16 protein-coding genes are annotated in these 14,173 nt (G+C 40.9%); 7 read left to right on the top strand and 9 right to left on the bottom strand.

The features are described 5' to 3' along the window. Positions 1-381: 381 nt before the first annotated feature. Positions 382-1,437, top strand: coding sequence for a helix-turn-helix domain-containing protein (locus tag VB714_RS16930; protein WP_323225815.1), 1,056 nt, complete (start codon positions 382-384; stop codon positions 1,435-1,437). 25 nt (positions 1,438-1,462) lie between these two features. Here the strand turns inward: VB714_RS16930 and proB are convergent, their stop codons facing one another. The 6 genes from proB to VB714_RS16900 all read right to left on the bottom strand — a co-directional run bounded on the left by proB (position 1,463) and on the right by VB714_RS16900 (position 6,437). Next, on the bottom strand, positions 1,463-2,572 hold the full coding sequence (gene proB / locus VB714_RS16925) for a glutamate 5-kinase (protein WP_323225814.1): 1,110 nt from the start codon (positions 2,570-2,572) through the stop codon (positions 1,463-1,465). Between the two features lie 61 nt (positions 2,573-2,633). Continuing rightward, complete coding sequence (locus tag VB714_RS16920) at positions 2,634-2,756, bottom strand: hypothetical protein (protein ID WP_323225813.1); 123 nt, start codon at positions 2,754-2,756, stop codon at positions 2,634-2,636. 61 nt (positions 2,757-2,817) lie between these two features. After that, the gene (locus tag VB714_RS16915) at positions 2,818-3,273 is read right to left on the bottom strand and encodes a hypothetical protein (RefSeq protein WP_323225812.1); all 456 of its coding nucleotides are present in this window, start codon (positions 3,271-3,273) and stop codon (positions 2,818-2,820) included. After that, a complete protein-coding gene (locus VB714_RS16910) occupies positions 3,274-3,945 on the bottom strand; it encodes a hypothetical protein (RefSeq protein WP_323225811.1) in 672 nt (223 codons plus the stop codon). It lies immediately after the preceding gene. Beyond that, positions 3,942-4,709 (bottom strand): TIGR04255 family protein, encoded by a 768-nt coding sequence (locus tag VB714_RS16905; protein WP_323225810.1) that lies wholly within the window; start codon positions 4,707-4,709, stop codon positions 3,942-3,944. The genes VB714_RS16910 and VB714_RS16905 overlap by 4 nt, the downstream gene beginning before the upstream one ends. Positions 4,710-4,832: 123 nt before the next feature. Continuing rightward, complete coding sequence (locus tag VB714_RS16900; RefSeq protein ID WP_416309721.1) at positions 4,833-6,437, bottom strand: ABC transporter permease; 1,605 nt, start codon at positions 6,435-6,437, stop codon at positions 4,833-4,835. Positions 6,438-6,668: 231 nt separating this feature from the next. Here VB714_RS16900 and VB714_RS16895 point away from each other — a divergent pair, with 231 nt between their 5' ends. The 5 genes from VB714_RS16895 (at position 6,669) to VB714_RS16875 (ending at position 9,539) form a co-directional block, all read left to right on the top strand. Further along, on the top strand, positions 6,669-7,754 hold the full coding sequence (locus VB714_RS16895) for an ABC transporter ATP-binding protein (protein WP_323225808.1): 1,086 nt from the start codon (positions 6,669-6,671) through the stop codon (positions 7,752-7,754). Between the two features lie 147 nt (positions 7,755-7,901). After that, the gene (locus VB714_RS16890; protein WP_323225807.1) at positions 7,902-8,216 is read left to right on the top strand and encodes a YbjQ family protein; all 315 of its coding nucleotides are present in this window, start codon (positions 7,902-7,904) and stop codon (positions 8,214-8,216) included. A gap of 2 nt (positions 8,217-8,218) precedes the next feature. Beyond that, positions 8,219-8,482, top strand: coding sequence for a hypothetical protein (locus VB714_RS16885; protein WP_323225806.1), 264 nt, complete (start codon positions 8,219-8,221; stop codon positions 8,480-8,482). Beyond that, on the top strand, positions 8,455-8,667 hold the full coding sequence (locus VB714_RS16880; protein ID WP_323225816.1) for a YbjQ family protein: 213 nt from the start codon (positions 8,455-8,457) through the stop codon (positions 8,665-8,667). The genes VB714_RS16885 and VB714_RS16880 overlap by 28 nt, the downstream gene beginning before the upstream one ends. A gap of 38 nt (positions 8,668-8,705) precedes the next feature. Further along, the gene (locus tag VB714_RS16875) at positions 8,706-9,539 is read left to right on the top strand and encodes a M48 family metallopeptidase (protein WP_323225805.1); all 834 of its coding nucleotides are present in this window, start codon (positions 8,706-8,708) and stop codon (positions 9,537-9,539) included. Between the two features lie 23 nt (positions 9,540-9,562). Here the strand turns inward: VB714_RS16875 and VB714_RS16870 are convergent, their stop codons facing one another. Then, positions 9,563-10,477: a glycine betaine ABC transporter substrate-binding protein gene (locus VB714_RS16870; protein ID WP_416309720.1), complete on the bottom strand. Its 915-nt coding sequence runs from the start codon at positions 10,475-10,477 to the stop codon at positions 9,563-9,565. A 109-nt stretch (positions 10,478-10,586) separates the two neighbouring features. Between VB714_RS16870 and VB714_RS16865 the strand changes: the two genes are divergently transcribed. Next, positions 10,587-11,711 (top strand): acyltransferase, encoded by a 1,125-nt coding sequence (locus VB714_RS16865; protein ID WP_323225803.1) that lies wholly within the window; start codon positions 10,587-10,589, stop codon positions 11,709-11,711. Between the two features lie 44 nt (positions 11,712-11,755). Here VB714_RS16865 and VB714_RS16860 read toward each other — a convergent pair whose 3' ends face one another. Next, complete coding sequence (locus VB714_RS16860; RefSeq protein WP_323225802.1) at positions 11,756-12,457, bottom strand: DUF4230 domain-containing protein; 702 nt, start codon at positions 12,455-12,457, stop codon at positions 11,756-11,758. A 36-nt stretch (positions 12,458-12,493) separates the two neighbouring features. After that, positions 12,494-14,170 (bottom strand): NAD+ synthase, encoded by a 1,677-nt coding sequence (locus VB714_RS16855; protein ID WP_323225801.1) that lies wholly within the window; start codon positions 14,168-14,170, stop codon positions 12,494-12,496. Positions 14,171-14,173 lie beyond the last annotated feature (3 nt).

Genomic DNA, 14,173 nt, shown 5'->3' with positions numbered 1-14,173 from the left:
TACAGCCACTGAGTGCTTTCCATTGACCTGTTGCACGATCTACAGCGTAGGCCAATTTACCTGTTTTAGGCATGAAAAGATTTCCTGAAACGAATTTAACCCGATCGGAAATAAGCGAGAAAATATCAAAAATCCCTTTGCTCCCCCATCTCCTCTTCCCTGTCCATTCTAGCAGCTTTATTTTCAGTAAGGTTGATTTTATTTATATTCGGGAAAAGAATTATTTCGGAGAGCCGATCGCCTGCGTAGTTGAACAGAAACGGCACTTTGAGCAAAAAAATGCGAGGACTGGCAAAATAATCCGGACTGACTCCAAGCCTCTAGAAGAAAGGATCGAAGGAAGAATAAAATCTTTCACGCGGGAATTACAGAACTAGACTTATGGAATTACAATTAGCAACTTGTTCGAGTGGAATTTCCCCAACCGTAAATTCTACAACTCAACTCCGAACCCAATCGGTTTTCTCTCAAATTGAAGCCGATTTAGAGCAAAGCGAAATTTATCAGCGCGTTATGGCAGGATTAGATAATCTTGCTGGAGAAACCCTAGAAGCAACGCGATCGCTGCTGCAATCTTTGGGACGAGAAGCCATTCGCGTTACGTTTCAACAAATCGCCCAAAATTATCATATCGCTCCCGATACCTTGAAAAAAAAGGTAGTTTCCGTTAAAGCGAAAGGAAAGCCCGGCGATCGCCATCCTCAAACCTCTGTGGAGGAATATTCAACAGAGTGCGTTGACCCCGAAATGCCCTCTTCTCCTCAAGAGACAACGGAGACAGACTCTCAAGCCAAAATCCAGGCACCTGCTGCGGCTTCTCCAACAAAATCTAAATCTAAATCTAAAGGTCGTTCCAAATTCACCCAAAAAATAACGCCAGCACAACGCGATCGCATTGTGGCAGAAGAGCGAGTAAAAGTTTGTCGGCAAATCGGGCATACTTTGAAAGAAGCACGGGTTGCTCAGGGAATTTCTTTTGGTTCCCTTTATAGTAAAACCCTGATCCAGGTTTTCTATATCAAAGCAATTGAAGAAGGTGAGATCGATCGCTTGCCAGAAGATGTATATTTGCGCGGTTTTATCCGGCGCTTGGGAAACTCTCTCGGTTTAGACGGTAATGCCCTCGTTAACTCTCTCCCGAAACCCATCCAAAACAGTGCGGTTCCCTCTTGGTATACTCCCAATATCAACGTGCGCGGACCTGCTCTGGCTTCTACAACCACTTTACAAGCCTATGTTGGCTATACTGCTCTCGTGGCTGGGGCTGTGGGGGGATTGAGTTGGGTGACTGCCGATCGCCCTGATGCCAAGACAACCATCGAACCCGAACCCTCACAAATAGAGTCTCTGTCTCAATCGGCAAGACATGGAAGCGATCGCGTCACCATATCCGAGCAATTGAATGCTGAAATTTCTCCTCCTGAAGTGAGCAATTAGTTCTCCGGTAGAGGAAATTTATCATTCATCCCTCCAAAACTAAATTATCGCGATGAACAATTGTTTCCGCCCCCACATAACCTAAAATGGCGGCGATTTGCTCCGATCGCACTCCTTGAATTTGCTGAAGTTCTGTACTGCTGTAGTTAACAATACCGCGAGCAATTTTACGATTCTGACTATCGCAGAGCATCACGGCTTCAGAGGCGGGAAAATTCCCTTCTATTTGGGTAATTCCCGCCGCCAGCAAGGATTTGCCGCGATCGCGAATGGCGGTGACGGCTCCCTCATCTAAATAAAGCGTACCCATCGTAATTAAACCGTGGGCGATCCAGCGTTTGCGAGCGGTTTCCGTGCGGGGTTGGGGTTCAAATTGAGTCCCCAAGGGTTCTCCTCGGAGAATCTTCTCGATGTTTCCAGGTTGTTGCCCTCGCATAATAACGGTTTTAACTCCTGCATTGGTGGCAATGCGAGCGGCGGCTAATTTGGTGGCCATCCCTCCGGTTCCCCAGCCGGAGCCTTTTGTTCCCGCTTCAACTTGCAGGGTTGCCAATTCGTCCGCAGTCACGCTATTAATCGGTTCAGCGTTAGGAAATGCCCTCGGATCGGCAGAATAGAGGCGCTCCACGTCGGTGAGTAAAAAGAGCCAGTCTGCGTCGATTAAGTTCGCAACCAAGGCTGAGAGGGTGTCATTATCGCCAAATTTTAATTCTTCGATGGCAACTGTATCATTTTCGTTAACGATCGGGATAACTCCCAATTCAAACAATTCTTTAAAGGTGTTGTAAGCATTCACATAACAACTACGCTCCATTAAATCCCGTCGCGTTAATAAGATTTGGGCGATGGGTTGTTGCAAGGTCGTAAATAGATCGTCATAAACTCTCATCAAGCGTCCTTGTCCCACTGCGGCGATCGCCTGTTTGCGGGACATGGTTCTCGGTCGCTCGCTTAAGTTCAGACGGCTGCATCCCACCCCAACGGCACCGGAAGAAACTAAGGTAACGCGATCGCCGGAATTTCGCAAGCGGGTCAGGGTTTCTATCAAGGAAGCAATGGTAGACAGAGCAAGTTGACCCGTATCGGGATGAGTCAAGCTAGAGGTACCAATTTTAACAACGAGAGTACGCGACATTTTCAATAAACTGCGATCGAACCTTCAGTATTAATTAGAATAATAGCCGAATCTGCTTTCTCTACGTGCCAATAGTCGCTGTATTGTCTTCCAGGCGATCGCCAATTAATTTGACCCAAAGTGAGTTGATTTCGACAAGGCGATCGTGAGTTTGCCAAGGTTGTTGCTCTGTTGAATGAGTCACGATATTTTTAAGATCGTGTAAGATAAATCTGAATTAAGAAGTGCGAGTTTTTTAGTTTCTCTCAATCTGTTGATTGAGCCGGAGGATATATTTCGACCTTTACATTTTTTGCAAAAAATTTAGCAATACTTTTGGTTTTTTTTCCAATGACACAACCATGAGCAGGATTAATGATTTTTAAATCTTTTGATGAGACATTCTCATTATATACCGGACATTCTTGTTGTGTAGTACACACTGCTTTATCAGATTGATTTTGATAGACAGATGTGGGACAGTAGCAGACTTTCTGATCCTTTTCATAAGCAACTTTGGCTTTGAACGAAACAACAGCATTTTTACCGTATCTTTTACCTCTCTCGTAACTTTCCTCTAGACTTGTTCGAGAAGCAATATCAACTGACATATATTGATCTTTAAAAGCAGCAGAAGTTGGCCTCTTTTCCTTCCAGTCAAATTGACCAGGATGAAGCCATCTGAGTAACTCTTCATTAGAGTCAATTTCCTCTTCAGTCATTTACCTACTTTCTGTGAATAACCAACTAAATAATACAGATAATTTATTTTCATTAATGTCTCCTTCTTCATCATCTATTGCTGATGATTTAAGATATTGCAAATCGCTTTCTAAATCGGCAGGAATATAAAGCTCTAACTGTCTAATGGGAAATCTATTTCCACCCCATTCTAGAAGGATAGAACCATCAGAGCTAGGGGCGACAAAAGGACGTATATCTAGGTAATTATCTTGTTGAGAAAAAGAATAATCTAAGAATTGTAGATAGATTCTAATTGCTCTATTTATTTGTTGTTCAGAAAAGCTAGGTGCGCCATAGTTATCCCAATTTTCTTGTAAATCTCGGAGATGACTAATTCTATCGAAAGGATTGGTATTTTTACTCCAGTCAAATTCTGTTTGATTTTGCCTGAATTCTACACTTTCTAATTCCATATAGTTAGAGTATGTAGAAGTGTTTAATCTAGTTTCTGTCTCAAAACCAGAAGACATAATATTAGTTCCGTAATTAGTGACTAAATGATCTTGACTTTTAGATAACTGTAATTTTCTTAATATACACTGTTTAAACAAGAGTTCAGTGAGTTCAGTTTCGTTAATCCTAGTTTCATTTTGGTTCTTAACAAAATTAGAACTAAAATTTGGTAACGGAGTTAAGTTTGCTGTATTCATTTGAATCCCTCCAATAAATCGCCTTCAATTAGTGAGAAAAACCAATTGTGAGAAACCTCATGAGTTTCATCTAACCATGTTTCTGCTTCTTGTGGCAAGTTTGGTAAATCAGAGCCTTGTGAACTAATCGCATAATCCCAGATTATAGCATCTTTTTGATTGTGCTGTCCTTTGAAAAGATTAAAAGACATGAAGCCTTTCGGTTTTACACATTTAAACATTAAATTTAGTTTTAATGCTAGTGGTTCAGGATCTAAGTTGGTCTCCTCAAATAATGATTCATTTAATGACAAGTTTATTTTTAATTTTTTTTGAAGAAAATCATAAAGGCCTATTTCTTCAAAATTCACGTCAACTACATCTATATATCGAAGACTTAATGAATTAATTTCTAAGTTATCTCTTCTAGGATAAGCATCATAAAATATCCTAGTAACTTCTAAAACGGTAGTTTTAAAATCATCCCAAACATAATCTTCAGTAGAATTGATGGTTAAAACACCAGCACCCAACTGTATAAGTGGATATTGGTTTTCACCCTTTTTAAAACGATGTTGAATAACCCCTCCTAAAACTTCTTCTGGAATTAAATCAGGAGTCATTCGTTGATAGTAGGGATACTTAGGTTGAACTCTATCAAAAAATCTCCCAACTAAGAGTTGATAATTGGGATCTCTAGCTCCTCCAAATTTAGAATCTTTTAATTCCCACCTCAATTCAAATATTGCCTCTATTAAAGGCTTTCGAGCTAATTTTTTTGACATTTTAGGTTAGGATATTGAGTACAGAATTTAGAACAATTCAAGTAATCACTATATAACGATCACCCGAATCCTAACTCAGATTATAGATTTAGGAAACACTGTAATAACAAAATTTTACCAAATTTAACAGTGGCGCGATCGCGCAATTCGCAAACTGAGAAAAATCACGGGGACTATTCCCACTAAAATAATAGCCAGTGCAGGTGCTGCGGCTTCTACTAAACGTTCATCAGAAGCGTATTGATAGACTTGTATTGCCAAGGTATCGAAGTTAAAGGGGCGAATTACTAAAGTAGCGGGAAGTTCTTTCATGACATCCACAAAGACTAACATGGCCGCCGTTAAAAGTCCCCCAGACATCAAAGGTGCGTGAACTTTAATCAGCGTACTTGCAGGGGAATGACCTAAACTCCGTGCAGCATCGTCTAAACTGGGTTGAATTTTCCCCAAACTCGACTCTACTGTGTTAAAAGATACGGCTAAAAAGCGCACTAAATAAGCAAAAATTAGTGCCGCGATCGTCCCACTTAATAATAGTCCCGTAGATATCCCAAAATGCGATCGCATCCAACTATCGATCGCGTTATCAAATCGTCCAATAGGAATCAAAACTCCTACTGCAATCACCGATCCTGGTATTGCATAACCCATTGCAGCGATGCGTACCGAAAAGGACATAGCAAAATTATTTTGTAACCGTTGTCCGTAAGCCATCACCAGGGCGAGAGTGACCCCGAAAATTGCCGTTAAAACTGCCAAAATCAAGCTATGGGATGCTAAACCCCAAAAGTTACGACCCAGGGTGCTTTCTGAGCGATTTAGGGTCATTTCTAACAACACTCCCACGGGAAGCAAAAACCCGAAAATAACGGGAATACTACAGGCAATTAAAGCAGTACCGGCGCGAAATCCTCCCAGTTTATAGGGTTGAAAAGGTTTAGCATGATTGGCGGTTTGATAGTATTTGGCTTGACGGCGCGATCGCCGCTCTAAGGCCATTAAAACTAACACAAAGGTTAGCAGAACTGCTGCCAATTGTGCCGCCGCCGTATGTTCTCCCATTCCCAGCCAAGTGCGATAAATCCCCGTGGTAAAGGTGGAAATCCCGAAAAACTGCACCGTGCCAAAATCATTTAAGGTTTCCATTAATACCAAGGCTAATCCGGCAATAATGGAGGGACGAGCAAGGGGAAGGGCGATTCTCACAAAACTGCGCCAGGGGTTACAACCTAGAGAGCGACTGGCTTCAAGAGTACAAGTACACTGCTCTAAAAAAGCAACTCGCGCCAACAAGAAAACATAGGGATAGAGGACGAGGACCAGCATGGCGATCGCCCCTCCCATAGAGCGAATATTGGGAAACCAGTAATCTCCCGCACTCGTCCAGCCGAAAATGCTTCTTAGGGTTGTTTGGACAAGGCCATAGTAGTCGAGAAATTCTGTATAAACATAAGCCAATAAATAAGCCGGTGCAGCGAGGGGAAGCAATAATAACCATTCTAGCCAACGACTCCCTGGAAAGCGGCACATGGTCGTTAACCACGCTGTCCCGGTCCCGATCGCGAAGGTTCCCAAACCGACTCCGACCATTAGAATTGCGGAGTTTTTGAGATAATCTGGCAATACTGTCGCAGCGAGATGACTCCAAACTTCCCCTGAATCCGCAAAAATGCTACTAAGGACTACTAAAATAGGGACGCAGATGGGGATGGCGATCGCTGCGACCAGAAGCGTCCAGCCACGATTTCCAAAAGGAAAGACGTTGCGACCAACGCCTTGTCGTAATTTCTGGGTTTTCCAAACGGGGGAAGATAGGGACAATTTGACCTAGACTCCAAAATCCTTTACAAAGTTTTAATGAGAATTAGTTTCAACTACTAAGCTAAGTTTAACCTAGCATACCCAGGAAGAATTGGGAAGTCGTTCCTTTTTTGCGTTTCCTGTCCTCACATTCTTGATATGTCAAACCAAAAACCGACTATTCTGCATCTCGATCGCGTTACCAAGAAATTTGCCACCTTAAAACGTCCCGTTGTCAATGATATTACCCTTCACCTCCATCGCGGCGAAATCTTGACGCTTTTGGGACCCTCTGGGTGCGGAAAAACAACCCTTTTGCGCCTTATTGCGGGGTTTGAAGAAGTTGATGAGGGAAGTATTGAGATTGCGGGAACTTTAGTTTCAAAACGTGGTCATTTTTTGCCGCCAGAACAAAGGGGAGTGGGAATGGTGTTTCAAGACTATGCTCTTTTTCCTCATCTCACAGTACAGGATAATATTGCCTTTGGGTTAACTCATAAAGGGGGAAAATTGGCAGGGGAGGTGAAACAGCGCCTCCGAGAAGTCTTGCAATTGGTGGGATTGAGTGGATTAGGCGATCGCTATCCCTATCAAATTTCCGGGGGTCAACAGCAGCGCGTAGCTTTAGCGCGGGCATTGGCTCCTCGTCCAGCACTGGTATTATTAGATGAGCCATTGAGCAATCTGGATGTACAGGTGAGGTTACATTTGCGACAAGAACTGAGAAGTATTCTTAAAGCAGCCGGAACTTCTGCGATTTTTGTGACTCACGATCAAGAAGAAGCTCTTTCAATTTCAGATTCTGTGGGAGTTATGCAAGGGGGATATTTAGAACAGGTGGGAACTCCCGAGGAAGTCTATTTACATCCGGTTTCTCGCTTTGTGGCGGAGTTTGTGACCCAAGCTAATTTTATCCCTGCACGGTATTCTGGCCAAGGTTGGGAGACAGAATTCGGCTATTTTGTTGCAGAAGATAAAGGAAAAAATAAGGGGGATTTAATGGTACGTCAAGAGGAGATTATTTTACAACCAGACGAAAGCGGTAATGGCGTGATTGGCGATCGCCAATTCCTCGGGAGAGAACATTGTTACCGGGTGGAGATGACTTCTGGACAGGAATTACTTGTCCGTTCTAATGTTTTAAAAGCATTGGCGATCGGCACAAATGTTAAAGTTTCTCTGGCACTACAAACTCCGATCGTTTTTCCCGATAATACTTTTCCTAACCATTCAGAATCAATCTGAGAATAGAGCAGGCGTTTTGATTGTCCATCGCATTACAAAATTGTTACAGATACCCTGAAAAGAAGAAAGGTATGCGATGATTTTTAATCAATTACCCTTATTGCAAAGAAAGATTTTCACTTTTTCATTCTTAACAGCAAGAAAACTATGATTCTCACTACCCTCGAAGGTGTACCCGGAAAAGAAATTTTGGAACATTACGGCATTGTACAAGGCAGTACCGTTCGTGCTAAAAATATCGGCAAAGATTTTTTAGCGGGGATAAAAAATATTGTCGGTGGCGAACTCAAAGGGTATACCGAACTTCTTCAGGAAGCACGCCAAGAAGCCCTCGATCGCATGGTACTCCAAGGGCAGCAATTAGGAGCAAATGCCATTGTTAATATCCGTTTTGCGACCTCTTCTGTGGCTCAAGGTGCAGCAGAATTGTTCGCTTATGGAACAGCAGTGAGAGTATCATAATCATGGAGGATCTGATTGTTATTCTCTCCCCTTTTTTCGTGATTGGTTTTGGGTACTTAATCGGTGCATATTTCGAGAAACAGCATTACGAAAGTATTCGTAAACGAGAGCGCCAAACCCTTCACCTTCCTGTTGTTAATTATGGGTGCAAACAGCCGTTACCCGAAGCGAGAGAAGCAAGATTAGTTGTAGGAGAAGTGGTGATTTCTCCTGATGCTTTTAAAACTTTTGTTTTGGCATTACGGAACTTAGTGGGGGACGAGTAACAGTATATGAAACCCTCCTCGATCGCGCTCGTCGGGAAAGTTTGTTACGCTTAAAGGAAGAGGCGATCGCCTGGGGAGCCACTCAAGTGCTGAATGTCCGCTATGAAACAGCAACAATTGGCAATAGCAGCAAACAGGGAGTTGCTTCATTAGAAGTTATTGTTTATGGGACAGCCATTCGTTAAGACTTTTGTTAATAATTTTTTAACAATTTGTTAATAAAATGACATATAAACCCAAGGAAATCACCGAAGAAGTTAACATTTCTAAAATTCATCCCCTAACGAACTTAGCACAGTTATTGGGGACGGTTGTAGGGGTGAGTTTGGCGATTTATATTGCCTTGGGTTTAGCCGTAGATGCGATCGTCCCTCGCATTCCAATAGAAACCGAAAAAGCGATCGGCGATTCGTCTATTGCCAGTGCTTATTTATTATTAGGTGGAACACCTATTGAAAACGATCCTCGCATTTCTCACCTACAAGAATTGCTCGATTCTCTCCAAGACCCAGAGGATAAAATTCCCCTAACTTTACATTTTTTAAAAAGTCCAATTGTCAACGCTGCAGCGATACCAGGAGGCCATGTTCTCGTCACTACTGCTTTTCTCGATGAGGTAAAATCAGAAAATGAATTAGCCTTTGTTTTAGCACATGAATTGGGACATTTACGAAACCGAGATGGGTTACGCGGTTTGGGTCGAGGATTAGTTCTTAATTTGGGTTGGTCGCTTGTTTTTGGCACATCAGGATCGGGGGATTCTAGAGTTGTGGGAACGGTACTCAATTTATCGAGTTTAAACTATAGTAGAAGTCAAGAATCCGCAGCAGATTTATCTGGTTTAAATGCGGTAATACGTCGTTATGGTCATGGCGGCCATAGTTTGGATTTGTTTAAACGCCTTCAAGAGGAAGAAACAGAATTAAAGGTTACTGAATATTTTTACAGTCATCCTTTATCAGAAACTCGAGTTCAGAAACTCGAAAAAAATGCAGAGAAAAATGGCTGGTCAATGCAAGGAGAAAAAACTACTTTACCTGAAGTATTTTCACAGTGAAATCTTCAGATAAGCAGTATCGCTTACCGCTTCAATAATCCTTCTTCCTGCAAAAACTCATTGGCAATATCAGCCGGTTCTCGCTGTTTTCCTGTAACTTCATAATTTAATTTTTGCATTGCTTCATCGGTGAGACGAATTGTGACAGAATTGAGAATATCTATAATTTCCGGATGGCGATCGAGGAGTTCTTGACGCATGACTGGAGCAACTTGATAGGGAGGAAAAAGATTTTTATCATCTTCTAACATCACCAAATTATAAGCACTAATTTCTCCATCGGTACTAAATCCCACTGCAACATCAGCTTCTCCTTCTATTAGTCCTTGATAGCGCAATCCCGCATCAACGGATTTATATTCTTTTAAGGTAAATTTGCCATATACTTCCTCCAAACCTGGCAACCCATCTTCCCTATCTTGAAATTCTGGTGGTCCGATCAAAGTGACTCGATTTGCATTGGCGATCAAATCAGAAATTGTTTTCAACCCATATTTTTCTACCCCTGCTTGAGTTACAACCAACGCTTGTGTATTATTCATAGGGGAGGGAGCAAGCCAGATAAGATTAAATTGCTCTTTGTATCCTCGAGCGACGGTTTCGTAAACTTTTTGGCGATCGCTATTTCCTGGCAGTTTTAATACGCCTAAAAGTGCCGTTCCAGTATATTCTGGATAAAAGTCGATTTCTCCCTGTATTAAACTACTCTGAGCGACAGGAGTTCCCCCCAAATTGAGTTTTCGTTCTACTGCAAAGCCATTATCTTCGAGAATTAACGCATACATTTCGGCTAAGATGAATTGTTCGGCGAAATCTTTTGAACCAATGCGAATCGCTGTTTCGTTAACAAAGGGTGTCCCCCCCGAACAAGCGATCGCCAGAAACATAGCTAGGAAAGTAAGGAGAGATAAAGTCAACCAACGACGAAAACGGAGCATCATTCCCAATCTTTTTTAATTCTTTCTCTTTTATTATGCCTGCTGACGGTTATTAAAAACGGAGAAATCCCTGAAATTTTAAATTTTATTTGCTTTAATTAACGAAAAAATGCAGCAACAAACGAACAATAAACCCAAAACTCTCAATCTATTACAACTATTTAGAGGACTTGCTGCGATCGCGGTGGCCTTATTTCATGTCGATCAGTTAACAAATGAGAAATTTAATGCGGTTTATTTTTTTGATATCTTCAAGTTTGGTTGGTCTGGGGTTGATTACTTTCTTGTACTCAGTGGATTTATCATTATTTATACTCAACATCAAAATTTATTACAACGGAGTTTCACAAGGTTTAAATCTTTTTTATTAAAGCGATTTGTTCGGATTTACCCGATTTATTGGCTGGCTACTCTAGGGATTCTTCTTTTCTTACTTTTAATACCGGGATTTAAAAATAATACCCCTTTAACTCTAAGCTCAACGATACAATCATTTCTGCTCTTTCCTCAACAGCAAGCTCCTATTTTAAATGTAGGCTGGACTTTAATTCTAATTCTTTTCTTTTATCTTATTTTCAGTTTAAATTATATTCTACCACGTCGTTTTTATTTGGCTATAATTGCGATCGTTCTTTTGGGTTCTACCAGTCAATTTATTAGTGCTTTTGCCATTTCTCCCGCAGAATATCCTCGATGGGGACTTGTTTTCAATTCTCTTAATTTGGAGTTTTTGTTTGGTTGTATTGCTGCTTATATTGTTCTCAATTATTCTTTGCACTATCGCAGAACAATATTTTTTCTAGGACTCGGATCGTTATTGCTATTTAGTTATTTACAAACTTATGGTGTTATTAATGAGGTCAATATTATTAATCTTTTTGGAATTGACTTTACAATTAATCGAACGATATTTTCAGGAATTCCCTGTTTCTTTCTGGTGATGGGTGCCGCTTCAATTGATATTAAAAACGGTGTAGAAATTCCCAAAATCTTTACTTATTTCGGAGATGCGTCTTATTCAATTTATCTCATTCACAGTCCTGTTATTTCTGCTTTAGTTCAATTGAGTTTAAAATTGAAACTCAATGAAGCAATTAATAACTATTTTATTCTCGGTTCGTTAATTGCGATAATTTCGATTGGAATTTCTTGTATTTTTTATGATTTAATTGAAAAACCCTTGACAAAGTATTTAAGAAAACAGTTAGTTCCCAGAAAAACATCTCCGAGTTAACTGTAAAACTAATTGCAAATAAGTTTGTATTTAGCTTACTGTTCCTAACTCTGTTGACAGGTTTTTAAATAAGGTGGGGTTGTTGTTACTTCGACTCGTTCGTGTCCTGCTAAGTTTAATAATTGAGTAATTGCTAATTTAGCGCGATCGTTTGCTTCATTGAGGAGTCCTTGTTCGCACGCACCTGCAACGATTTTCTTTAAGGTGGTTTGTTGTGCTAAAGTTTGTAGTTCGGCACCAACATCGGGACCTAAATTAAAAGCACCGCGATCGTAGTCATAAATTCGCGATCGCGTTACATCAATATTAGCATCTAAAATTTGCGGTGCTGGTAGTTGAATATAGAGAATATTGTCTACAATTTTAACATTTTTTGGGGTTAATTGACTCAGATCGATTCCTGCTTTTACTTCCCCATAAGCAATATAAAGCATTTTTGTCCGAAATTGAAAAGTTCCCATTAATTCGCGATCTTGATGAGTTGGAACAACTGTTTCTGTCGTATAAATAGCAGTTGTTAATTCACTTGCACCGCGAATTTTTTCAACAATAACTGTAGCGATATCTACTTCCGGTTCTTTTATTTCAATCCGAAAGAAGGTTGTTATTTCGCCAACAAAGTTAGTCCCAGTTCGCCACATTCCTAATATAATAAATAATCCTAAGACTGCGATCGCCCATTTTCCCCATTTTCCTACTAATTTCATGGGAAGTAGTAAAGAATTTTTGCTTGTATTGTCTCTCATAAATCTTTTCTTTGTTAAGTGAAAATTTTGCGAGTTTTAATCTGTGACTCGAGAAGCGATCGGCATTCGCCAACCGGTCCCAAAAGCGCGATCGGTAATCTTTAACCCTGGTGGTGCCTGACGGCGCTTAAATTCGGCACGAGCGACCAAACGTGCTATCTTTTCTACTGTAGCGCGATCGCCTCGGGACCTGACAATCTCCTCAATCGATTGATGCTTTTCGACTAATTGACAGAGAATATCGTCGAGAATTTCGTAAGGGGGAAGAGAGTCGCGATCGGTTTGTTCGGGCTTGAGTTCTGCGCTGGGAGGCTTAATAATAATATTTTTAGGAATGATTTCTTGTTCCTGATTTAACCAGCGACAGAGGGCAAAAACTCGCATTTTAGGAACATCGGCAATAACGGCTAAACCCCCATTCATATCCCCGTATAAGGTGCAGTATCCCACGGACATTTCTGATTTATTCCCCGTAGAGAGGAGAAGATAATTAAATTTGTTGGAGATCGCCATTAATAAATTGCCGCGAATTCGTGATTGAATATTTTCCTCTGCGATACCAAATTCTGTCTCTCTAAATAAGGGGTTTAATAGGCGATCGTAAGCCGTCATTGCTGCTGCGATCGCGATCGTTTGACTGTTAATGCCCAAATTATTAACTAATGCTTCCGCATCTATGAGGGAATGATCGGAACTGTAGGGAGAAGGCATTAAAACCCCTAAGACATTTTTTGCACCCATTGCTTCAGCCGCGATCGCCGCAACCAAAGCAGAATCAATGCCTCCGCTTAAGCCTAAAATAACCTGAGAAAAGCCGCATTTTCTAGCATAATCTCTCACTCCTAATACTAATGCCGACCAGATTTCTGCTTCTTCAGAATTGGGTAAAGGTACAATCTCAGCAGGCAAATAGTCTCGTTTTTCTGGATCGAATTCAACAATTTTTACATCGGTTGTGAAACTTTTGGCACGACAAATTAAAGCACCATTTCGATTAAATGCAATGCTATTACCATCAAATAAAAGATCGTCATTTCCCCCGACTTGATTGGTATAAATTATCGGAATTTTATAACGCAAAACGCAATGATGTAACATTGCTTCCCGTAATTTCTGTTTGCTGACACTGTAAGGAGAAGCCGACAAATTTACAATAAAATCAACCTGCGATCGCGCTAAATCTTCGATAGGATTCACTTGATAGCTGCGTCTTCCCCAGAACTCCTCATCATTCCATAAATCTTCACAAATAGTTACGCCAATTTTGAGAGAATGTCCTTCATTTTCTAAAATAAAATAATTACTTTCATCCCCTGCCGTAAAATAACGGTGTTCGTCAAAAACATCATAAGTGGGTAACAAACGCTTATAAAAAATGCGTTTAATTTCTCCTTGATTTAAGAGCGCAATACTATTAAAAAGCGGTTTTTGACCTTGCAATTCTGCTTTGGGATTAGGTTCGACAGTCCCGACTAAAACTGTTAAATTTTGCGGTAATTCTCGTGCCAATTGCTGTAACTTTTGTAACATTTTTGCCACAAAATTTGGATTGAGCAATAAATCGCGGGGAGGATAACCGCATAAAGAAAGTTCTGGGGTTAATAACAGTTGAACGCCTTGTTCTGAAGCTGTTTGCGCTGTTTCGAGAATGGTATTCGCATTACCATTCAGGTCGCCGATCGTAGGATTAAGTTGCGCGATCGCAATTTTCATCGT

The organism is Spirulina sp. 06S082 (assembly GCF_034932145.1).
In the GTDB taxonomy this organism is placed as follows: domain Bacteria; phylum Cyanobacteriota; class Cyanobacteriia; order Cyanobacteriales; family Spirulinaceae; genus CCY15215.
The sequence above is the reverse complement of the archived record's forward strand: the minus strand, read 5'-3'. Positions and strand labels throughout refer to the sequence as shown.